The 21,784-nt window shown below is 43.3% G+C and carries 29 protein-coding genes; 11 read left to right on the top strand and 18 right to left on the bottom strand.

What is annotated here, in order from left to right; all coding sequences use genetic code 11:
* Positions 1–2: 2 nt before the first annotated feature.
* A complete protein-coding gene (locus IMZ31_RS23925) occupies positions 3–383 on the bottom strand; it encodes a hypothetical protein (protein WP_207530958.1) in 381 nt (126 codons plus the stop codon).
* 166 nt (positions 384–549) lie between these two features.
* Here IMZ31_RS23925 and IMZ31_RS23920 point away from each other — a divergent pair, with 166 nt between their 5' ends.
* Positions 550–1,497, top strand: a complete 948-nt coding sequence (locus IMZ31_RS23920; RefSeq protein ID WP_207530957.1) for a hypothetical protein — start codon at positions 550–552, stop codon at positions 1,495–1,497.
* A 312-nt stretch (positions 1,498–1,809) separates the two neighbouring features.
* On the opposite strand, the gene IMZ31_RS23915 is transcribed toward IMZ31_RS23920, so the two are convergent.
* Complete coding sequence (locus tag IMZ31_RS23915; protein ID WP_207530956.1) at positions 1,810–2,061, bottom strand: hypothetical protein; 252 nt, start codon at positions 2,059–2,061, stop codon at positions 1,810–1,812.
* Positions 2,062–2,211: 150 nt separating this feature from the next.
* Here IMZ31_RS23915 and IMZ31_RS23910 point away from each other — a divergent pair, with 150 nt between their 5' ends.
* Complete coding sequence (locus IMZ31_RS23910; RefSeq protein WP_207530955.1) at positions 2,212–2,361, top strand: hypothetical protein; 150 nt, start codon at positions 2,212–2,214, stop codon at positions 2,359–2,361.
* A 63-nt stretch (positions 2,362–2,424) separates the two neighbouring features.
* Here IMZ31_RS23910 and IMZ31_RS23905 read toward each other — a convergent pair whose 3' ends face one another.
* On the bottom strand, positions 2,425–2,640 hold the full coding sequence (locus IMZ31_RS23905; RefSeq protein WP_207530954.1) for a hypothetical protein: 216 nt from the start codon (positions 2,638–2,640) through the stop codon (positions 2,425–2,427).
* A 225-nt stretch (positions 2,641–2,865) separates the two neighbouring features.
* Positions 2,866–3,225: a hypothetical protein gene (locus tag IMZ31_RS23900; RefSeq protein ID WP_207530953.1), complete on the bottom strand. Its 360-nt coding sequence runs from the start codon at positions 3,223–3,225 to the stop codon at positions 2,866–2,868.
* A 140-nt stretch (positions 3,226–3,365) separates the two neighbouring features.
* Here IMZ31_RS23900 and IMZ31_RS23895 point away from each other — a divergent pair, with 140 nt between their 5' ends.
* The 5 genes from IMZ31_RS23895 (at position 3,366) to IMZ31_RS23875 (ending at position 8,778) form a co-directional block, all read left to right on the top strand.
* Positions 3,366–3,704 (top strand): transposase, encoded by a 339-nt coding sequence (locus IMZ31_RS23895; protein ID WP_207530952.1) that lies wholly within the window; start codon positions 3,366–3,368, stop codon positions 3,702–3,704.
* Between the two features lie 388 nt (positions 3,705–4,092).
* Positions 4,093–4,512, top strand: a complete 420-nt coding sequence (gene tnpA, locus IMZ31_RS23890) for an IS200/IS605 family transposase (protein ID WP_371825517.1) — start codon at positions 4,093–4,095, stop codon at positions 4,510–4,512.
* Positions 4,513–4,536: 24 nt separating this feature from the next.
* Positions 4,537–6,135 carry a transposase gene (locus IMZ31_RS23885; RefSeq protein ID WP_207530950.1) on the top strand — a complete coding sequence of 533 codons (1,599 nt, stop codon included), beginning with the start codon at positions 4,537–4,539 and terminating at the stop codon, positions 6,133–6,135.
* Between the two features lie 234 nt (positions 6,136–6,369).
* Positions 6,370–6,771 carry a hypothetical protein gene (locus IMZ31_RS23880; RefSeq protein ID WP_207530949.1) on the top strand — a complete coding sequence of 134 codons (402 nt, stop codon included), beginning with the start codon at positions 6,370–6,372 and terminating at the stop codon, positions 6,769–6,771.
* Positions 6,772–6,960: 189 nt separating this feature from the next.
* Positions 6,961–8,778, top strand: a complete 1,818-nt coding sequence (locus IMZ31_RS23875) for a stalk domain-containing protein (RefSeq protein WP_207530948.1) — start codon at positions 6,961–6,963, stop codon at positions 8,776–8,778.
* 95 nt (positions 8,779–8,873) lie between these two features.
* Here the strand turns inward: IMZ31_RS23875 and IMZ31_RS23870 are convergent, their stop codons facing one another.
* The gene (locus tag IMZ31_RS23870; protein WP_207530947.1) at positions 8,874–9,296 is read right to left on the bottom strand and encodes a hypothetical protein; all 423 of its coding nucleotides are present in this window, start codon (positions 9,294–9,296) and stop codon (positions 8,874–8,876) included.
* 219 nt (positions 9,297–9,515) lie between these two features.
* Between IMZ31_RS23870 and IMZ31_RS23865 the strand changes: the two genes are divergently transcribed.
* On the top strand, positions 9,516–9,815 hold the full coding sequence (locus tag IMZ31_RS23865) for a hypothetical protein (protein ID WP_207530946.1): 300 nt from the start codon (positions 9,516–9,518) through the stop codon (positions 9,813–9,815).
* A gap of 37 nt (positions 9,816–9,852) precedes the next feature.
* Here IMZ31_RS23865 and IMZ31_RS23860 read toward each other — a convergent pair whose 3' ends face one another.
* The 9 genes from IMZ31_RS23860 to IMZ31_RS23820 all read right to left on the bottom strand — a co-directional run bounded on the left by IMZ31_RS23860 (position 9,853) and on the right by IMZ31_RS23820 (position 16,120).
* Complete coding sequence (locus IMZ31_RS23860) at positions 9,853–10,053, bottom strand: hypothetical protein (RefSeq protein WP_207530945.1); 201 nt, start codon at positions 10,051–10,053, stop codon at positions 9,853–9,855.
* Positions 10,054–10,217: 164 nt separating this feature from the next.
* The gene (locus tag IMZ31_RS23855; protein WP_207530944.1) at positions 10,218–11,030 is read right to left on the bottom strand and encodes a metallophosphoesterase; all 813 of its coding nucleotides are present in this window, start codon (positions 11,028–11,030) and stop codon (positions 10,218–10,220) included.
* 103 nt (positions 11,031–11,133) lie between these two features.
* Positions 11,134–11,670: a hypothetical protein gene (locus tag IMZ31_RS23850; RefSeq protein ID WP_207530943.1), complete on the bottom strand. Its 537-nt coding sequence runs from the start codon at positions 11,668–11,670 to the stop codon at positions 11,134–11,136.
* A gap of 43 nt (positions 11,671–11,713) precedes the next feature.
* Positions 11,714–12,247 (bottom strand): hypothetical protein, encoded by a 534-nt coding sequence (locus tag IMZ31_RS23845; protein WP_207530942.1) that lies wholly within the window; start codon positions 12,245–12,247, stop codon positions 11,714–11,716.
* Between the two features lie 129 nt (positions 12,248–12,376).
* Complete coding sequence (locus tag IMZ31_RS23840; RefSeq protein ID WP_207530941.1) at positions 12,377–12,958, bottom strand: hypothetical protein; 582 nt, start codon at positions 12,956–12,958, stop codon at positions 12,377–12,379.
* A gap of 145 nt (positions 12,959–13,103) precedes the next feature.
* Complete coding sequence (locus tag IMZ31_RS23835) at positions 13,104–13,820, bottom strand: hypothetical protein (protein ID WP_207530940.1); 717 nt, start codon at positions 13,818–13,820, stop codon at positions 13,104–13,106.
* Between the two features lie 133 nt (positions 13,821–13,953).
* A complete protein-coding gene (locus IMZ31_RS23830; RefSeq protein WP_207530939.1) occupies positions 13,954–14,415 on the bottom strand; it encodes an LPD11 domain-containing protein in 462 nt (153 codons plus the stop codon).
* Between the two features lie 136 nt (positions 14,416–14,551).
* On the bottom strand, positions 14,552–15,352 hold the full coding sequence (locus IMZ31_RS23825; protein WP_207530938.1) for a hypothetical protein: 801 nt from the start codon (positions 15,350–15,352) through the stop codon (positions 14,552–14,554).
* 108 nt (positions 15,353–15,460) lie between these two features.
* A complete protein-coding gene (locus IMZ31_RS23820) occupies positions 15,461–16,120 on the bottom strand; it encodes a YdcF family protein (protein ID WP_207530937.1) in 660 nt (219 codons plus the stop codon).
* Between the two features lie 222 nt (positions 16,121–16,342).
* Between IMZ31_RS23820 and IMZ31_RS23815 the strand changes: the two genes are divergently transcribed.
* Positions 16,343–17,680 carry a DNA cytosine methyltransferase gene (locus tag IMZ31_RS23815; protein ID WP_207530936.1) on the top strand — a complete coding sequence of 446 codons (1,338 nt, stop codon included), beginning with the start codon at positions 16,343–16,345 and terminating at the stop codon, positions 17,678–17,680.
* A gap of 47 nt (positions 17,681–17,727) precedes the next feature.
* Here the strand turns inward: IMZ31_RS23815 and IMZ31_RS23810 are convergent, their stop codons facing one another.
* On the bottom strand, positions 17,728–17,883 hold the full coding sequence (locus tag IMZ31_RS23810) for a hypothetical protein (RefSeq protein WP_207530935.1): 156 nt from the start codon (positions 17,881–17,883) through the stop codon (positions 17,728–17,730).
* A 180-nt stretch (positions 17,884–18,063) separates the two neighbouring features.
* Between IMZ31_RS23810 and IMZ31_RS23805 the strand changes: the two genes are divergently transcribed.
* Entirely contained in the window at positions 18,064–19,839 is a 1,776-nt protein-coding gene (locus tag IMZ31_RS23805) for a LamG-like jellyroll fold domain-containing protein (RefSeq protein WP_207530934.1), read from the top strand.
* Positions 19,840–19,870: 31 nt separating this feature from the next.
* On the opposite strand, the gene IMZ31_RS23800 is transcribed toward IMZ31_RS23805, so the two are convergent.
* Positions 19,871–20,488, bottom strand: a complete 618-nt coding sequence (locus IMZ31_RS23800) for a YczE/YyaS/YitT family protein (protein WP_207530933.1) — start codon at positions 20,486–20,488, stop codon at positions 19,871–19,873.
* Between the two features lie 216 nt (positions 20,489–20,704).
* Here IMZ31_RS23800 and IMZ31_RS23795 point away from each other — a divergent pair, with 216 nt between their 5' ends.
* Positions 20,705–21,052, top strand: a complete 348-nt coding sequence (locus IMZ31_RS23795) for a ParB N-terminal domain-containing protein (protein ID WP_207530932.1) — start codon at positions 20,705–20,707, stop codon at positions 21,050–21,052.
* A gap of 70 nt (positions 21,053–21,122) precedes the next feature.
* Here the strand turns inward: IMZ31_RS23795 and IMZ31_RS23790 are convergent, their stop codons facing one another.
* Both IMZ31_RS23790 and IMZ31_RS23785 read right to left on the bottom strand, forming a co-directional pair.
* Entirely contained in the window at positions 21,123–21,359 is a 237-nt protein-coding gene (locus IMZ31_RS23790) for a hypothetical protein (protein ID WP_207530931.1), read from the bottom strand.
* 24 nt (positions 21,360–21,383) lie between these two features.
* The gene (locus IMZ31_RS23785) at positions 21,384–21,761 is read right to left on the bottom strand and encodes a hypothetical protein (protein ID WP_207530930.1); all 378 of its coding nucleotides are present in this window, start codon (positions 21,759–21,761) and stop codon (positions 21,384–21,386) included.
* Positions 21,762–21,784: the final 23 nt, after the last annotated feature.

The raw sequence follows: 21,784 nt of genomic DNA, 5'->3' as shown, positions 1-21,784 counted from the left end.
TTTTACCACAACCGTTCTCCGTTTCTTACTTTATGAAGCAGTCTCAGCAGCTCTCCCCGATCTTCAAAATCATTGGCATGCTGAATTTTGACAAGATCTCGTCGGTGATAGGCCTGTTCGAGCTCTTGCAATACCTGCTGGGCGTGTTTGTCCTCAAGTTTCCGATTCCCTGCATGAACTAGCAGCATATCGATATGAGACTCCGTTCCGTCTCCCTGAAGCCTGAAGAGCTGTTCATCCGTAATGCCATTTAATCGAAGCAAGTGTCCGATGATGCAGTACGTGACATCCCCTTCTTCGCTACGCTCGATATAACAGCATTTGTTTAATGGTTTTTCTTCTGCAATTTCAATGAGAGATTCCATTGTATTCTTTTGGTCCATAGTGATCACCCATTCTTCTTTTTCCTTATTATAGGCGACAAATGGTCAAAAATGAGGAAAAAAACGGAGAGACAAGGAGAACAACGTCCCACTTATCTGAGAAACATTGTTATTACTATCTGGTTTTGGTATAGTTGGTAAGAATTTTGTCAAAAGGGGAGTACAAATGAATAAAACAGAAACCATCAGAGCAATCGAAGAACTATTACCTTTACTCGAAAGAAAAGAAGAATTATGGAACATAAGATTTGAGGCAACGCGCTCGCCAAAATTGCCTATGTCACCCAGCGATCACTTGATGGATAGATATGCGAATCAATATGGTCTGACGCCTCAAGTTGAGAAGGATAACCCGTGGCCCTCCGATCCGAAAATCATGAACGAATGGCTCGTTTATCTCATCAGTGCCGTTCCCACTGCTTCGATCCTTATGTTCCTCACGAGAGATTGGTATGCGGATACATATAGCGGTACGCCAGCCCTGAAGTGGCCGTTGCTCCTTTTCTTTTCGTGGATATCCGTCGTCTTTCCTATGCTGAAGAAAAAGTACATGGACGCGCCAAAAAAAGAAGAATACAGCCAAAAATATAGCAAGGTCGCAAAAGAACGGGAAAAGCAAATGAAACGGATGGTGAGGGAACATTATGAGGAGCGTGTAAAGCGCATCGAGGAAGAGGCTAAGCGGAAAGAAGAAAAGATAATCAGGGATACGCAGGCAGAGTTTGATGAGTATGAAAGAAGGATCGAAGCGACACCGATGGCTGAAGTATCTCGTGACATGTCTTATCTGGGATACATGCTAGATCACCTGAAGTCAGGGCGGGCGGACACCTATAAAGAAGCGGCCCAGCTAGCTTGGTCGGATAAGGTGCAAGAAGCAAGAGAATACGAGCACCAAAGGGAAATGGAAGAGATGGAAGAGTCCATTCGTGACATGAAACGAGAACATGAAGACAGCCTATCCTCCATGGAACACGACATGCGGAAAAGAGATTCTGATAACTTTTGGAAAGAAAAAAGATATAACGAGGAAATACAAGATCAGAGGAAAGAAATTGACGATCTGAAGAACCTTGAACGTGAAAGAAACAGACCGAAATCATCCATATTTTAAGTAGATAAAACAAGAGCACCTCAACAGGTGCTCTTGTTTTATATGATACGCTTCTTCTTCGGTTGGTTATCCCTGTTCCATCAAGCACGAACATGCACAGAAGAGCAATCCCAAAAGGAAACACTTTCGCTTCTCCCATCCATCCAATCGAGAAAAGCACAACCATCACAAGCAAAGCCACCACAAATCCAGCGCCTGCTTGTTTTTTCCCGCTTAATTTTTGATCCGTGAACATATAAACACTTCTCGTGAGTAACCAAACGGCTACAAATGATCCGAATAACAACACGATAAATGGCACACTATCCCTCCTTACCACTTGAATAGTTTGCGGTTGGTCACCCCTGCCATATCGAGGACGAACCAGGAAATCATGGCCATCACATAGGGCAGAAATCGTTCCATCCCGATCCATTCAAGATCAACCATCCCAAAATAAATGAGCAGGGACAGGAGCATTCCGACGTAAGCTTTGTGTTTACGCCCAAGAAACAGCCCCGTCACCTTGTTTGATACCCGTGTGATGCTCCAGACCACAATAAAACAGACTAGGAAAACGCCCACTCGTTCACTCCCTTTCCTATACGTTTAGTATATCAGTTGCTCATAACAATTTTGTATTTAAAAAGGTAAATAATAGATGCCCTACTAGCATTTTTCTTTCCTGTTCTCGGCTATAATGAGATGGAATCTTACCAAAAAGGAGCGGAACCCATGTCAAAAGAAACGACAACCGAAAAAAATATAGAAGAGCGCATCGAAGAATGGCACGAAAGCCATTCAGAAGAAGAGCTGCACGATTATCTGGGAATCCCTTTTGCCCAGTATGCCCGATGGGTTGAAACAGGGGAATTGCACACGTGATGTCTCACTATAATGAAATGGAAAAAATAAAAAACCGACCTCTAAAGGGTCGGTTTTGTTTGATTATAGGCCGTTTTCATAAAACACGCTATACATGTTTCGAAGCTCTCTTTGTTCATCTTTTGAGCACTCCGCAAAGAGCGATTGAAGCACCTCAATTTCATCTTGTTCGAGACCGTTTCCTTTTGCGAGCTCATACTCTTCCTGGCGATAAGCACCGAGGACATCCATCGCATTGACGATGGTTTTGATTGCTTCGAATGATAGGGAATGTTTCATCGGGATCCCCCTTTCTGAAATGGATTCTGTATAGCAATCGATTACGCGCGCCCTTTAGATTACAATAATGAACATTTTTATAAATATTTTCAAATATAAATAGGTCAAAGGAAGCGGGAGGAACAACCCTTTCCCATGGTATGTGCGCGTTGTCGTGCATTTGACTGAGCCTAAATAAAAAAGTGATGACGATCATCACTTTTAAGGGTTTCTACTTTCTTTTTTCTACGAAACAAGTTGATTTTTGACAATGTTCACAATGGCACGCTGTACAGCAGCGCCTATCGTAGGTTTTACGGATGTTAACACGTCGTACCTTGGAAGAATGGCGCGGAAGTTAGCCTCGCACGACATGATATGAATAGCTGCACCGTTATAGTGCGCCAAGAAATCATGCTCCTCCGTTTGTTCCATATAATGAATACCACGATCGACCGCTTCGCCAATCGTTTCTTTGTAAGAGGTGCGGATACCTTTCTTCGGCAGATACGCGGCATAAAGCCCTTCATACCTCACGATTTGGAACCTTTCTCCGTAACAACGGCCCTGTAAAATGATCTTAGACTTACTAAGTAGTTTATCCATTAGCAATTCCTCCCTGTTTCGTTTTCCGAAGTATAGGCGGAATCACGAAAGAGTCAAGCGCAATGGGCTGATTTGAACCGTTGCAATTTTCCCAACACTTCCTCATACTGGAACTAAAAGATATAAAAGGAGTGAGCTCGATGAGCCATAAAGATACCATGCTTCACCGTATGTTTGCCCAGAATGGCGGCATTACCATTTCAGCTCAGACAAAAGAAGAACTGACATTTGGGGAAGCCAAAAAAATGGCGGAAAGCGAACTGTTTCCAGAAAACGTCGATCCATCAGGCTTTCAGCCGTTTGTCGTTCTGCCATTAGCTACAAAAGAACGATGGGAGAACCGTTCGATCAATTTTTGCCCAAGGTGCGGTAGCAGCCTGAAGGATTATGAACTCGATTCATCGGCCAGCTTCACCTGTTATGAGTGCGATACATCGATGAGTATCGCTATTGCTGAACCCGTTTCCCATAGTGAATAAATCAAAAGTCCGCCTGCATGGCGGACTTTATTTTATATATTAATATTCGATTTCCAGAAATGTTCCGTCGGTTAACTTGAGCAAATAAGAGGGCTGATCCCCGTTATTGAAATCAGTTCGTCTTCCTTCTTCAATACATTCTTTTCGGAAGAAATGCGTTATTTTTCTCGGTAACCTGTTCAAGACTTTGCAAGCTTCCCAAGCGAATGGAGTTTCCGTATATTCGTACACAGGAATTTCCGCAGGTAGCTGCCGCTTTCAAGCGTGCAGAGGAATGCGCATAATATCACAAAGAAATCTCCAATAGGGATTTCTTTTTTATTATATTAGTTAAATTATATAAAGTATAAATATCTAATAATAAGGATATATTAATATAAAGAGGTGAATGTTTTTGGAAATCTCTACAAAAGAAAAGGGATATAAAACTAGCTCTCATTTGACTTTCAGTTGTCAATACCACGTTATTTTTTGTCCTAAGTATAGGAGGAAAGTGTTAACAGGTGACGTCGAAGCAAGAATAAAAGAATTGTTTGAGGAAATTTCAAATCAATATGATTTTGAAATCGTCGAATTAGAAGTGATGCCTGATCATGTGCATTTGTTAATTGATTGTAGCCCGAGGTTCGGAATTATGAATTGCGTGACAAAATTAAAAGGGATTACTTCCAGGAAGCTTCGAGATGAGTTTCCAACTTTAAAATCAAGAATTCCTACACTCTGGACGAGAAGCGCTTTTATTTCAAGCGTTGGTTCAGTTTCGTTAGAAGTAGTAAAAAAATATATCGAAGAACAAAAAAGTGTTTAGAAGAAAAAAGGAGGTGTTTTCAATATGGCTGAAGCATTTGTTTTTGAACAAGAATTAAAAACGAATAACAATATAGAAAAAGAGATTAATACTCGTTTAGAAATCGGAAGACAAATTCGAAATACGGTACTTTCGATATTGTTAAAACAGCACAAACAGATGATTCGCACTAAAAAGTATCAAAAATACAAACGTCAATTATCAGCTGTATTGAAAAAACTTTCTCAAGCAGAAAAAAAGAATGATAAAAAATCAAAAGAAGAGAAAAGAATATTAAAGCAAGATTTATATCACAATTATGAACAACTAAACGATCTACGAAATACATTTGGTTTAACAAAAGTTGATGCCGAAAAATATGCAACACCTGTCCGTAATCATTTTTACCAAGAAAAGATTAATAAAAAAGGGAAAACGGTTTTCAAAGAAATCTTAGACGCAAATACTGCTCAAAAAATGGCAGAACGTGCATGGGTTTCATATAAGAAATATTTAACCAAACAATCGAAAAAAGTATGTTTTAAAAAAATTGACGAAGTTCACTCCATCGAAGGAAAAACAAATAAACAAGGTATTCGTTTTATAAATAACCAAGTTTATTTAACAGCAAATTTATCAATCCCTATCATTCAAAAACCCCATGACATGTATGCAAACGAGATCTTAAGTGACATACAAATTGGTGTTAGAAAAGTAAAATATTGCCGCATTATCAGAAAAGTCATTCGTGGTAAGAATCGTTATTTTGTTCAACTGGTTTTAGAGGGAGTTCCGCCTATCAAAAGATGCTCTAAAACAGGGTCTTTTAATCGAATTTTAGGTCAAGGAAATGTCGGCATTGACATTGGTACGCAAAATGTTGCCGTTGTTTCAAAAGAAAAAATCTTATTAAAAGATTTATCACCTAAGACAAACCCTTTAGGACGACAGTTGTGGTTAATCGAACGAAAAATGGATCGTAGTAAACGAAGTACAAATCCAAAGAATTATAACGATAATGGGACATTAAAAAAAGGTAAAAAAGATTGGGCATATTCAAATCGCTATAAAAAACTTCGAGATTTAAGAAAAGAATTACATCGCAAACAAGCGGATATCAGAAAACAAAGTCATAATAGAGATACCAATGTTTTATTATCATTTGGTGATACTTTTTATGTGGAAACAATGAATTTCAAAGGCTTGCAGAAGAAAAGTTCCAAAACTGAAAAAAATAAAAAAGGAAAATTCAAACGAAAAAAACGATTTGGCAAGTCTATTGGAAACAAAGCACCTAGTATGTTTTTAACCCTTCTAGAACAAAAATTAGAAGCATTAGAAGGTAACTATAAAGAAATTAATACTTGGACATTTAAAGCAAGTCAATATGACCATATAAAAGATGAATTTATTAAAAAGAAGTTATCAACGCGTTGGCATTTGTTTGAAAACGGAACAAAAATTCAACGCGATTTGTATTCGGTATTTTTATTGATGAACAGCAAGGCAAACGGTAAAACAACTGATCGAAATTTATGTGTAGCAACGTTCGATGAATTCGAAGGGTTACATGATGTTTTTATTCAGCAAATAAAAAAAGATGGCAGAGCCATCAAAAATTCGGGGATAGTAACCCCTGTATAAATATAATTTGTACAAACGGTTTGAGCTAACCGATGCAGTCGTTAATGGAAACAATGGTTTCTTTGGCTGCGAATATTCCTCTGACTTGATTCTCAGTTCTTCGTCCCTTCGCCTGATGATATTTATATCTGAGAGGTTTGTCGGACTTGAGAAAGAATCAATTTAAGAACCTGCCACATTTATGTGTGCGGAGCGTCAGTAGAAGCATCACAGAACAAGGAAGGTATGATAATAATGATTGACGGATTTCTGCATGACAAAAAGGCGAAGGACTTAAACGAGTTTTTGAAGGAATACGGGGTATACGCTTACTCAGACGACCACGAAGAAGGGTTCGCGTTTATCGACGTCGAGTATGAGGAAGAAACATTTCTGATACTTCTGGCAGAAGATTGGTCTGAGTTTGTGATCGATTTCTCTGTGGGTGCGTTCCCGCAAAACAATGAAGAACAAAAGAACCTTTGGCAGGAAATGAGAGCCTGCACAGAACGGTATGAGTATGAGGAAGAAGTGTTAGCGGAAAGTGGTGTGAGTGTTTGTGCCAGAGGGGAAGAACGAAATTTCCGCACGTCTTATGTCACGGAGATGGTTCCGCTTGTGAAGCGGTATAAGCGTCTGAACGAAAAGGTTTCTTAGCTTCATTCACCCACTGGCTTCTATAACGAATGATGGTTTTGATGAATAAATACCCCTTGCGCGAGGCAAGGGGTATTTATGTTACGCCAGGCTCCGCGCCGAACCACTCTATCCCTATTCCTCCTTGACACGGAGCCGATTTTCCTTATGTTCAGGACTAACGACCGTGTTCACAGGAGGTGAGCCCTATTGAAAAAGAAACCTGTTTTATCCCTTTTCGTATTCCTTTGTTTCCTCTTGTTCCCTGCATTTGTACTCGCAGCGGGTCCAACCTATTCCGTATTCCCTGATAGCAAAACCTATGAGGGCGACATGATGAACTACTCGACCTACAACACCTATACGAAAGACTACTACGTCATCCGCTCATATCTTGAACAATTAGAGCGGGATGGCGGCGGAACACTCCTGATCCATGCAGGGGTGTATACAATCTCGAACACCCTTTATGTTCCATCGCATGTGACCATTAAACTGAAAGACGGAGCTGTATTGAAGAAAGGTTCTGTTTCAGGCACGAGCAAATTCTCGGCATCCAAATCTATGTTCCAGCTCATTCGCCCAACGCTCTCCAAGCAGGACGGGGTATATGGATCGTATAACGGCGAGAAGAACATCTCCATCATCGGTGAAGGGACAGCCGTGATCGATATGGGCTTCATCGAAAACAGCCTTAGCATCATTGCGGGTCATAATTCAGGCGTCCGTATCGAAAACATCCATTTCCTGAACATGCACAGCGGCCACTTCATCGAACTGGATGCCTCGGAAAACGTAGTGATCCGAAACAACCATTTCCTCTACTCGAAAGCTTCTGACAAATGGAACAAAGAAGGTATTAACCTCGATACCCCAGACCATGCCACAAACGGATGGAGCCAGGATTGGAGCACGTATGACAAAACCCCGAATCGAAACGTTTTAATCGAAGGGAATGTCTTTTATGACCTCGACCGTGCGATCGGAACCCATAAATATTCCCACGACAGGCTACATGACGGGGTTACCATTCGGAATAACGCCATCAAGAAAATGCGGAAAGACCCGATATTCCTCATGAACTGGCGGAATGCGGTGATTGAAGGCAATCAGATTTCTGATGTCGGTTCATCAGAAGATGCATACAGCGGGATCATCGCGGCAGGTGCCTTGAACCCGACGATTGAGAACAATACATTCCACAGAGTCTATCGTCCGATCTATTTCTTCCCGTGGCAAAACGAGGGACCAGGCTCTGAATACGAACCCATTTCGAATATCCTTTCGTCAGACAACCTGAACAAACTTGCTTCTAATAAGGTGGACGGGGTAACAGAAGATTTTGCCCGTGTATATGACGGAAATACGACGGATTATTACCCGAGCACCGTCGTAACGTTTAAGGAAGACGCGAGACTTCAGAATCTCTATACCCCTTCTTACGGGGGCGGAGGAAGCATGGAAGCTCCCCTCCCTTCATATAGTGCGGGAGAACGAACGGCATCACTCGCAGGAACTATCTCCCTATACGGAGACAAAAAGAAAAGCGGAGTTCTCTCTACGCTCCCCTCCAATGAAAAGGTAACCGTCATCGCCCGATACGGCACGCTCTATCGTGTGAAATACTATGATCTATACGGTTATATGAACAAATCGCAAGCCGTCTTCCCGTCGATGAGCGGGATCGGCATATCGATTGATGGACATGCACTCCAAATGGATGAAAAACCCGTGATCCGAAACGGACGTGTCCTGATCCCGATCCGCTGGGTCTCAAACGGCATGGGCATCAAGGTGAAGAGCTGGAACAACACCACGAAAACCGCTACGCTCACAAAAAATGGGAAGACGATCTCGCTTACGATCGGAAAACCGTATGCGGTGGTGAACGGGAAACGCTCTTCGCTCGATGAAACCGTTCAGTTGATCGATTCCCGCACCTATGTCCCGCTTCGCTTTGTGAGTGAACAAACGGGCGCTTATGTGGACTGGGACAGCGCGTATCGGATGGTCTGGATTGAGAAATAAGGATGGCATGAAGCCACCACTCAAACAATCATAAAAAGGATGCTCGGGGAATAAATCCCCCCAACATCCTTTTAATGTTCCGCAATCGATAAGGTTTAGTTGTTTTGTTCTCCGTAAAATTCGCCCTCATCCTCTGTCACCTCTATGGCTTCAGCATCACAGCACAATTCCGTGTCATAAGACACTTTAATGAAGACCTCATCACCTTCCGCCCCTTCCAACAAAGTGACCTTCATGCTTTCGTTCGTTTTACCTTCGATCTTTTCGCTGATGTAGGATACCTTTGCTCTTTGGAACTGTTCTGCGTATACATACATAACCCCCTCCTCTAAGGTCAGGCTGTGCACTCTTCCATCATTCGATTCCATCCTCATCAACCATTGGGTCACGTCTTTTGGAAACTCATCTTCTTCTGACAGGTATTCATAATCGATGATGGTCAGGTCGTCCCTTTTCTCGGTATTGCATCCGTTTAGCAGGAATACGGAAAGGATCAGCATCAGGGTAAAAAATCTCATCACATCTCTCCTCCCTTTTTATCAAAAAGTTGGATCGGATCAACTTGTCCTTTTATTGTAAGTATCTTCCTCCCTAAAGTCTACGCATTTTTTCACAAACCACCCTATAATCTGCTACATCAATTCTTGTGAAAGACCAGGTTTTTTATCGGGAAAAGAGTCCCCAGGTCCCAAATAATGGTGATACAATGAGAAAAAGAACAAGAGAGGAAGATGAAGATGTTTGCATTAGAAATAGATGAGCTGGTAATGGCAAAAGTCGCTTACCTTAATGGATATCAGGACGTATTCCATAACGAGGACCCATCAAAAGGCGAAATAACCCTTCCAGACGAATGGATCATGGATAGCGATAAGATCATCGAATTCGCGATCGATCACGACATCAAGCGTGAGGATACGGGATACGGGGATATATATTATTTCACAGAAGAACAGGAAGAAACGTTTCGCTCGAATTTAAGTGATGCGGTTACGAAAACAGTGAACGAATTGTTGTTGCAAACCATCGCCGTGTAGAAAAACAAAAAGACCTCACCAGAGGTCTTTTTTTCGTTTATAGGGTTTTTCGCAGATTCCGCGCTATCTCATCAAGAGAAGACCCGAACGCATGGTGCTTTGTGTAAAATTGTTCGATGGGGTCTCCTCCTACTTTTTTCATCGTTGCTTCGTAGGTCATTTCGTATACGCGGCCTTTCCCTTTGCATTCGATAACGATATTCCATCCTTCAGCCATGAGCTTTTCAATTTCGTCCATGTAGTTCTCTCCTTTATTGATGGCGTTCCTGCTGCATTCTCACCAGTAACTGTTTCAGGCGTTTAACAGCCTGTACAACTTTTCGATGATCCGCTTTGAAGGCGAATACATCCCACTCCTCACATGAAGCAACACAGCATCCCGTTCCTTCCAGATGAGTTTTCTCATCCATCTGACCCCTGTATCGTAACGAATACCATGTTTTTCTCAAGCTCCCCTTTCACGTCAGCACTCTCCCATTCCCCGTAGTACCCAAGCGGATTTAGAATGACCTGTTTTCCCTTGTAGGTCACGTTCCCGATTCGTTTGTGCGTGTGACCAAAAGCGATCGTTTCGATATTGGGATACTGATCAAGGAGTTCTCCCATTTTTTCAGACCCCAAATACGCATGGCAAAACTGCCATCTGTAATCATGGGGTTTTTGAATAAGGAACTCTCTGTATGGAACGAAATGATTCACAAACAGTACGGGCCGATCAGCGTAGAGATCAAGCACCCTTTTTGTTTCCTTTATGATGCGTCCCGTTTTGTCTTCGTCGGTTTCCTTAAAATGCATGAAGCGCCCGTCCCACCATTTGTTTTTCTTCGTTCGGCAGGCATTCCGTTCTTCTGTTCCTAATCCGAACGAATAGTCATACCACCCCATACTCCCGATTAACACGTGGCTGCCGAAATCATGAGGCTTCCCGATTAAACAGGACGGGTGTGATACGAGGAGTTCGTATTCCCGCTCGCTGTCCGTCTCGCTCCACACATCGTGATTGCCAGGGACAAATGAGAGGGGGATTCCTGTCCTGTGGAGAATTGTATCGATATAATAGATGGCTTTCTCGGCTCCGTTCGCGATATCTCCCGACAAAACGATATGATCGGCTCCGCTTTCTTTCACAAGTTCCGTAAAGGGATTAATTATGGACTCTCCTGTGATGTGTTCATTGACATCAAAATGCAAATCGGATACGAATAATAGTTTCATAAATTCCGCCTCCCTCCTTCGCTGTATTGTACTGGAAAGAGAAGAAAGGGAACAGAGGCTGAACGGTTCAGGAAACGAAAAAACCCAGGCAATTCCTGAGTTTTTAAATGACAGGTTCAATGGTATAAACCGTCCCGATATTGAAATTATACGTATCCGCATCAGGCAAGACACCGATAAAGACACTCACACCTAATGTATCACTGGCGCCTGGAGCCAGGTTATCGTAAACGGTTTCTTTCGCTGAACCAAGGTCATGGGTGTAATCCCCGTTCACGCGCAGATGGACGGCCTTTTCCCCGTAAGAAGGAAAACTGTTTGTCCAGCTGTACCCTGTTGGCAACGTTCCAGTCGGTTCTGCCGCTATGCTGACAGCAATCGTTCCGTTGTTTTGAACCGTAATCGTATCAAGGTCAACGGAGAACCAATCGTCACTAATATCCCATGAGTTCCTTGTGACCTCGTAAGACGTCGTGCCACTATCCGTCGCCTGGCTGACAAAGACAATATCTGCTTCAGGATCGACAACCGTATACGAGACGGTGTAGTTATAGGTTTCAGCGGTGACAAGCGATGTGATCGCAAGCATAAAGGAACAGAACAGGAGAATGCGAACCACATGTTTCTCGAATTTTTTCATATTCCTCACCTCCACCTCTCTTATAGACCATTTTACCAAGCTGTCAATGCTTTGTTTTCTGAAATTTCAGTCGAATAACGCTGTATATCAAAATCAAACCCAGTCCCATCCATCCTCCGTAGCGGAGAAGCCAGCGCAATGCCCATTCATACCATGGGGGTGATGCCACCTCATAAAGGATGGGGATGTGAAATTGCACTTCCTTTTTCTCATCTTTCGCAACGGTCAGGACAACGGCGTCTTTGTATCGTCCGTTCTTCTGGTCTTCTTTAATCTGTATGAAAACGTCAAACGTATAGAATGTTGGTTCCTTTTCTATGATGATTTCCGATACATCCGTCCTCAATGCTCCTTCTGCTTTTACGATCACGCTTTTCTCCGTTTCAAGATTGTTCACCTTTGGGGTAAGCGTGATCGTTCTGATTCTTCGTTCTTCACCCTGCTCCAGGGGTTCTTTAATCTGGATGGCAGCAGGTTTGACGGAAAACCCTTCTAATTCCCCTTTTTCTGCACTAACAGGATTCGACATCCAGAACAAACCCAAACCCAGGAACCCGATCGTGATCAAGCGTTTCATGAAACTCCCCCCTTTTCCTATTTCATTAGAGGGAGACCGCCCTTTTCCTCTTGTATGCCTTGGTCCGTAGACATGAGAAAAACGCTCTCAATAAGAGAGCGTTCATCCACAACGATTATAGTCAGAAGATTAAACAGCCCGATCCCCTTGCTCTTCCCGAGCTTTACGTTCCACCTTGCGTAGGACCTCTTCGTTAAACTCTCCGAGGAGGCTTCCGATGCAACAGGCTATGAGATCAAGTTCAACAGGTCGATTTTGATAATAGTAGGTCGATCCGAAAGGTGTGTTGTAACCTGATCGTTTAAAATCGGCGGTATAATCAACCGTTACTTCTTGTTCATGATGCAAGAATGTATACCTTTCATAATGTCCTTCATCCATGTAGTACCACTCTTTGGTATGATAAATCAGTTCGCTCCCTTGCAAAAATGGGATAAACGCTTCATACCGTTCATGAAAATGGGTGTCGCAGTCGTCCCTGACCTCGATATCCAGATCATTCTTTTCCCAGAGGGGTTTCCCGTCTTTCCCCTGTTTCAATGCATCAGGGAAGAGGGTACACAAGTGGTTCATTCGTTCTTCTTTCGGGACGATTTTAAGATCCCTGATTCGTTCTTGTAAGAATGTTTTCCAGAGTTCATTTAATTCATTACCTTCAACAATGAATTGGTAATGGTCGTTATCCTTTGTTGTTGGTTTGAGTGTAATCATTATGATATTCCTTTCTTTCTCCGTTTCTACCACCTTATGAAAATGGCGAAGGAATATGAGTGAAAGGACTCCGCGACCATTTTGAAGCGCAAAAAAACGCTCCCAAAAGAGAGCGTCTTGTAGGTTGTTGTATGCTTGGTTTTACCTAACAAACGTCTCCAGACGGAGCTTTTATCATGCGGGTGCGTTTATTTCCGTCTTTATCTTCTTCTGTTACCGTTACGCTGTTATCCGCCCAGTGAGTGCGCCCCGTTTCTTTCCACCCTGGAGCCGTTTCGATTTTATACTCACAGTAGCGCTGGTAACGTTCGATTAACTGATAGAGCTTTTCCACCTCTTCATTTGAAAACAGTTCTCCGAAGCGGTAGTGCTGATTGAGGAAATTCGAACTTAACACAATCATGTTACGCAGGCTTCGTCTGTGTCCTGCATCATAGGTGTATCCGTTTTCATGAGCATAACGGAGTTTATCGGCAAGTGATCGCTTCTTTCGCCTTCCTCTTACCTCTTGTGGCAGCGTGTTCAGGCATCCTTCCACCTGATCGAATTCATGTCCCATATGCCACGTGTTCACGGTTTCGGTGAATCCTCCGCCGAACCATTCCACCGTATATTTCACGGTGCCTTTTAAACTGGAGGCAACGCCCACATCTCCTGAAGCACGGTCGATGAAATAGGTAGCATAGATGCCTGCTTTCCCTTCTTCTATCAGATCCACTAACCAGTCACGGTCCATGAGCTCGCTTGTCAGGATGCCTTCTTTTCTGTACTCGATACGGATGTTCTTGTCCTTATTCGAATAAGCTTCTTTCACAAGCACCCTGTCTCCGTTGATGAGATATGTTTCGCCGAATACGATCATGTAGCATTCCCCTCTCGTTTACGTTGTCTTCTTATTATAGATGGGTTGCAAAGGAGATGTAGGAAATAGTGCGATTTTTTGTTGAATCACATAAAAAAACGCAAGGGGCTAGGCTCCTTGCGTTTTATGGGTTTTATTGGGTTGGTTGGTCGTTCACCATAGCATCCTCGTATTGTAAAATTTCCTCATAGGTCAGCCATTCTGGTTTTTTATCATGGGAAAAGCTGTTGTGAAGCTCTTTCATCTTTTGGATCTGGTCTTGTTCGTTCCCTGCCCATAGATGTTTAGGGTGTCGGCCGCCGTTCCCTAGATAGTAATCACAATCCATTTTCAGTCGACTTAATAAGGAATAGTTGAAACGGTCTCCTCGATTGATTGGCTTTGGCGTCCCTGTGAATCGAAAATTTAGCTCTTTGCTGAGAGGTGAATCAGGCTCCCCGTCCATCGCATTGCCACAGGTGTACAACTCAGGTCTTCTGCCATCACTATCGGAAAGGTCTTTGTATAACCGTCCTGTCTCGGCGCATTTATAAACGGGTCTGCTCCAATCATCCTCGCCTACATACTCCATTGTTCGTTTCTGTGTATTCTCCATATTACCGCCTCCATCATTATTATTTTCCGTGTCTATGTGAGTTTCATTCTTGTTTCCCTTTCTTTGTCTGTTACTCCTATTATAAAGAGGATCCAAGAAAGAGTTGAAAAAAACCAAAACAAAAAAAGAAAGCGGTCTAGCCTGACCGCTTCTGGTTTTCAATAGTTTGCAAAAGCAACTTCTTGTTCTTTTCGCTGTTTCGGGCTGAAAATTCGACATACATATTGAACTTTTGAAGCTCGTTGTAAACAAATTCAGGCGATATTTTGGATCTGAAATTCTTAATTTTTCTTAATTGATGAAGGACCGATTTTAATTCACGGCGTTCTTTTCTCAGCTCGCGGTAGCGAAGCATCCCATAATAATAGGTGATGAGATCCTGCACTTCCATCAACGTGTTCTCGATTTCGTGCAACTCCTTGTGAATATCGATCAGCCGTTCGTTTGCCTCCTGGATGATGGCTTGGTTTTCTGAACGCATCGTCATGACCACCCGTTCCATCTCGAGTGTCAACTCTCTCATTCGATTGCGGTACGTGTTGTAGTGGTCGTGAGGGATGTCATGGAATGATTTCTCTTTCAGATGTTGCAACCGTTCACGGTACTCTGAACTTTCACGTAACAGAAAGGCGAACGTATCCGTCACGATCAAAATTTCCTGTATAGTGTGATGATGAGGGGTTTCTTGTACAGCCTTCTTCAATTCCTTTCCGATTCTGGCGCCCTCTTTTACCGTTTTGAAGTCTGAGTTTTCGATATCGTGAATCAGAGTGTAATACCGCTCCCATTTTTCATTGCAACGCAATTCTTTTGATACGTCATTTAATCTTTGTAACAGGTTTTGGCCGTTTTGCTTATCCTGTTCCGCAGCTTTCCCGCTTTTGATCCGTTCGCTAATTTCCTTCAGGGTTTTGATTTGATTTTCGCTTTTATGCATCTCAATCTCCCTCTCATGTTGATGATGGAATATGCTTTTGATTATTATAAATCACATTTGCTGAATCGGTCGTTTTTTACCGTCAAAGTTCCGAAAAAGGGGACCGTATTAGCCCTGAATAAGTTGCCGATCAAACCCATTGCGAACTAATCGCTTATAAGCTTCCATAACATCTTTAGGTATATCCTGCGGAATCTGGAATCCGTTTTCTCCATACAAATCAATTCGTTGCAGATCCCCTACCATGATATTGATGAAATCCGATATATCAAACTCTTCAGAGTCATTATAGAATCGGCAATAAGCTTTATAAGAAGCTTGAGGTGAGGTTACAATGAAATCAAGAGCAGGCCACTGCTTTTTTAAGGTTGCATATATTCTTCTCTCTTTGAAAGGTTTATCCACCACAATATAATCGGAAAACGTAAGCTTCTCTTTTTCAATCAATTTCTTTGTGAATGCAATATTTTGTCCTGTATTTGTTGATTCTGTCTCAAGAAATATCTTATCCTTTGGAACCCCTCTTTCAATAGCAACTTCTGTAAACATCTCAGCTTCGGTTTTTTCCCACGTGTTTTTGGTTATTTTGCCTAAACCACCTGTAAACATGACACATTCGGCAAAGCCTTGGTTATATAATTCAGCTGCTCTTTCGGCAACGTGCAAATCATGACTCCCAAATGCCAAAATGCAATCTTTCTTACTGAGGTTATGGTGCAGGTGGTGATAATCCCACAATAATTTCGCATCAGCGTTTAAATCATACATGCGGAGATCCCCCTTTCTATATACCTTAACATTATAACGAATTCATCAGTCTGAACCATATCGACAACTGCAAGTTCACATTTGGCATCTTATCTCACTCCCAGTTGGTCATTGTATTTGCTGTCAGGCTGATTGTTTCCCCCTGCATTCCCTATCTTTTTTCATCACCCATGCTGGTTTTCCTATTATAATAGCTGAAATCTGACACTGGGAGTGGGTCACATGAACATCGTCTATCAGCGTGTGGGAAAGAAAACGTATAACGGCGAACGGGTCTATCTCGATAATGAAACGCTCGCAAAATTTGGCTATGTGCCTGGAGCGAAGATGAATACGCTTATTAACCCTGATGATCATACCGTTGAATTCCGTCTCGATCCTGACGGTACGAACACCGTCTCCAAAAAGAAGCGCAAAGAACGTGTTATTCCTGTCATCGATAAATCTGGCAAAAGCATTAAAGCGGCCTTATCGAGCTGTGACCACATTACGTTATCAATCATTGAAGAAAACGGGGAGTACCGCGTGTTGGTTAAAGGAGAAAAAAATACCGCTTCCTTAAAAAAAGAAAACCCGACTGCACAGCCCCTTACAACGATCACGTTTTGCGCAGGGGCAGGAATTTCGACAGAAGCGATGAAAGAAGCGGGATTCCGTGAAGTAGCAGGCGTGGAGTGGAATCCAAAAGCTGGGGCTGAGGATACGTTCTCTGATCTCTATCAACAAAACAACCCTGATACGGTTTTATTTAACGTTCCTATGGAACAGTTGAAAGGAACGGATCTTCCGAATGCGGATGTCTGGCTTATGACGCTTGACTGTACCGATTATTCGAAATCGAGCAACGGAACAGGAAAAGGCCTTCATACGATGCATCTTTTTATGCACGCCATGCGCCTGTTCTGGGAACGTCCGAAAGTCGACAGACCACAAGCTGTCCTGCTTGAAAATGTACCTGAATTTGAGAAAGTGGCAGGAAACGCGCTTAAGCTCTGTTTCGAGGAAGAAGGGTATACGGTTCAAACCGCCGTAATCGACAGCCTGGAGCACGGAAGCCGAACAAAACGGAAGCGGTTCTTCTTATCTGCCACGGTTCATGATGGGTTTCAGTTTCCTGAACCAACTGGTGTCCTGGCATCTCCGATTGCAATCGACGGTGAGGTGACAACAGAAACCCTCGAGTGGATCACGCCTGATGAGAGCAAAACGCTTCAGTATTTCAGGGAGCGCGAGAAAAAAGGGATGAAACACAATCACTATATGACGGTGTTTGACGTCACGCGTGATGCCTATGTCGGGACCATCACGAAAAGCCATCATAAAATCCAGCCTGAAAACTGGATCAAGCATCCATTCCTAGAAAACACCTTTGCCTACCTGAAAGCGGAACACATTCGCTCGATTCAGGGGGTTCCAAAACATTTATACCTTGGAGACAGCAACAAAAAGAAAGTCGAAAGTATGGGGCAGGCGGTGTGTTATACGTCGTTTAAACGTATTGCCCAGTCCCTTTACGCCTTTTTACGAGAAAACCAAGCTATGCACGCCTGTGCTTCCTGATGCAAAAAGCCACCTAGCAAGGTGGCTTTTCTTTTGGTCTCTTATTCCTATTTCCCCTTTGTAATCGTGGTCGATTCCAATAACCGTTTGACGAGCTTTTGGACGTCTAATTTCCCATACTCTCTGACCGTTCCAACACCCTCGATCCTTGTTTCTGACGTTAATTCTTTGCCATGTTTTTCGCCTTTTTGCCTATCACTCATGCTGGTCCCTCCTTTTATGGAATTCGTAGAGTAGTGCCAAGTATATCCTTTATCGTGATGTCCAACAACTTTGCTTCGTGGATAGGGTAACCCTTCTGTTAGACCTTCTTTATTGAAGGATGGGAGTTTCTTCCCGTTGAATAGCTTGATAAACGAGCTCCACGAAAAGGAGGCGAGGTGATGAAACGGTTATGGATCTTTGCGGTAGGAACGGTTTTCCTTCTGGCCCTTAGCGGTTGTTTACCTTTTGATAATGACGAGTACGCCGTCCTTCCTCATTCACCGCTCATCAATAAAGACGGACCATTCCTTGAAAAAACGGTTGAAATTGGGTTTAGATTTGGTTCAGGTACGAGCTCCACTAGTGTGCTCTATGAAGAAGGGGATGAAACAGTCGGATTTTCGATTTATATTAGAGATACGACCCTTTATGCGACAGCCTATTCTCTCTTGTCGGACGGAAGCCATACGCCGTGGGGGCCTGTAACCGTGAGCGCACCTGTTCCTATAAACGGGGATATTCGCCTGTCGCTGACGATGAGCGCCTTGACATCAGATATGAACCTCTATATCGATGGAACGTTAGCTGATAGCACTTCGGGTATCGGACCATTCCCTGAACATGACCACGGAGTACTGGCCGCTGCGCTTAATGGCACACGCATTGACACGGGCCCTTTTTATGGAAACCGTTTTACAGGCTTATATATAGCAGAAATGCGCTACTGGAATACCGTACGTGCGCAACCTGAAATTGCATCATATCAGAACAAATTTGACTTAAGCGGAGATGAGGAAGGCTTGGTTGGTCTTTGGAATTTCGATGATACAACGACTTTTCGTGTCTACGACCAAACCGATAACGGACACGACCTATTAGTATATCATTCACCCGAACATTATCAGCTAGGTCTTTCTGAAGCCAACGGTACGGAAAACAATGGTGTTATTACATTCGAACCAATTTTCTTTCCTCAGTCTATGGAAATGGATGATAGCGGTGCGTTCGTTCTTTTTCGAGATGGCTTAGAAACGTACAGAGGCTCCGCGCCATCTTTTCCTAAGGAAGCCCCTATCACTGCGCCAGACAGAATTTTATTCGACCTGATTTTAACAAGCTCTTACGGGATATCAAGACCCGTTACTCGTCCTTTTGATGCTTCAACTATCCCGTACATTCAAAAAGAAGCTTTTAATTTTTCTGCTACTGCCAATGAAACGTCTGTTGTGTTGTTTTGGGAATGGCCAGATTCAGATGAATACAGCGAATTTAAGGCATTACATGTATACAGAGATGGTGATTACATAGGAGAGTTCCCACTTCCAAACACTTCGTTGTATTATGATACAAAAGACACCAACCTCATCCCTTCCACTACCTACACCTACACCTTTGTATCAGAAAACACGGACGGAACCCTCTCCCCGCCAACCTCCATCGATGTGACCACGTGGGATGCGGACTATTCCGTTACCCCACCTGCTGTTAATCCGCCCGATGCCCCCGTGCTTGATGTACCGTCTGGCATTACTTTCCCAGAAGTCACCTATTCCTATGGCAACCCAGCAACCGCCTCGTTCGCATCTCCTATATCCATCACCCTGCCTTCTGCAACTGATTTCACTCTATCCGTCTCGGCCGAACCGTTTAGAGAGACAGGAGGGCTCGGATATAGTTTCCCTTCCTCCTCTCTAACCCTCACGCCGCCCTTGTTCACATCAGGGCCTCTAGCACCCGTGATTCCAACTGATTCTATCCCTGTTGACGACGGAGGAACGCATACAATCGCTTCGTTAACAGGAGGGGATACTGGAACGTACATCCTCACCTTCCCGCCAGACGCTCTGTCCCTTACGATTCCATTTGATCGTCCACTAGTGGATCACATTCATTACGACGGAGTCCCTACCCCCTACACCACCACACTGAACTGGGAGTTATCCGCAGGGCCGTAACAAAAAAGCTACCGTAAAGGGCAGCTTTTTCTTATGACACAATCGTGGCTGTATGATCTTTTTTTCTTCTTCCCTTCATCACCGTATCCACGATCTGGATCGTTGGCCCTGTTGCGAACAATAAAATGAGCGTGGCAACAGAAATCGGCCCACCGAGTAGGAGGGCAGCAAGGATCACGATTGTTTCGAAAAGGGTACGGGACCAGAGGTAATTCCACCCCCACCGCTTCATTACGCCGAGCATAAAATCATCAATCGGATGAACGCCGAACATAGCTTTCAAATAAAGGACAATGCCAATGGCTGAAAGAAGCAACCCCAGTGCAAACAAAAGATAAGCTACAATGCCTGTTGTAGGAATCGGCATGTGCTGGAGCATTCCGTACAAACTCACATCAACAAGCACTCCTGATAACAAAATCGTAAACACGATCGTCGGATCGGGCCATTTCCTGTGAAGAAGGCTATTGATGCCTGCCAAAACCACACACATCAGAATCATCCACACGCCTTCTGTCGCGCCAATCGTTTCACTTAATCCGACAAGCATCGCATACCACGGCGACGCTCCGAGATCGAGCTCAATATGAAGGGCGCACCCGAATGACAGAATCCATAACCCGCCCACGTAGATCAGTTGTCGTTTCACCTATTTTCCTCCTGTCCATTTCTGCTTGAAAACCTTTCTTATTGTAGCCTGCTTTTTTGGGATGGGTACCGTTCTTTCTGAGTTTTTTCATGGAAACGGGGACAGCGAGGTTCTCCCTCATTTTCTCCGCTTCTTTGAAAACGAGCGTATAATATTCACAGAGATAGCGAGAATGGAACATGATACCTGGACTAGAAAAGAATGGAGGAAACACTCATGATGTATACGTGGGATAGGATTGTCGCGGAAACGAAGAACGCAGGAGGCCGAATTTATTCCCTTCCTCATGGGAACTACGAAAACAAAACGTTCCTCCTGAAATCGGTTCGTTTAGAAGATTTGGGAGGAAAGGGTTTTTTCACGCTGAGAGAATGTGAGGAACTCGATTTAGACGAAGATTATTACGTGATTAAGAGGTTAATGAGGGCGTATCAAAACGGAGCGAACATTCCTCCTGTCATCCTGGATAGCAACTATGATGTGATCGATGGTTCTCATCGTCTTGGGGCGATGTTTGAGCTTGGTACAACGTTCTTCGGAGCTTATGTGATGAGAGGGGAATGAGATTCTTGAGGGCCCATGCTAGAAAATCGATGAAAAAAAGATCTGGAGCTATCCAGATCTTTTATAAATGTTATTTATGTTTTTCGTATTCTTCAAAATCACAGGTCAATCCAATATCATATTTCTCGTTATAGTTTTCGATGATTTCTTCTGCTTTCTCCATCTCACTCTCTGGAACAATGTGGACCATATCCCCCTCAAGTTCATGGGGAGTAAAGTGTTGATCGAACAGCGGCAACACTTGACTATGTTTCACCTCGAGTGCAAGCGGAATATCATATCCGACAAATACAGTATAATTTTTCATGGTTTCTCCTCCTACTTTCATTTTTTAACTCATCAGCGTATGGAGATAGGATTGTAGCGCTTTTTCCTCGCCAGAATCGTAATCCACAACATCAATCAATCCTTCTTTTTCGTGACGTTCCTCCACAGAATAACAGGACGTGAATCCGTTTTGTTCCTCGTCATACGTTCTCGTGAGAACCAGGGTGTGCGTCACGCGTCCCTCTCTTATTTCGAGAAGCGGAACCTCGTCGATTTCATTGAATACAGCATCGGCAAACCTATCGCCTGAAAAGTGCTTCTGCTGCTCAATGACAACGTTTTGCAGCTTACGATCATAGTCTAGCAGTTTTCCGTTCAATCGTTCCAAGTCCAATTCCTGGATATTGTCAACATCACGATCACAATACACGACGTGTTTCATTGTACATCGCCCTCTCTGCTTTT

This window comes from Pontibacillus sp. ALD_SL1, from assembly GCF_017355605.1.
Note: the sequence above shows the minus strand (reverse complement) of the source record. Positions and strands in the feature narration are given on the sequence as shown.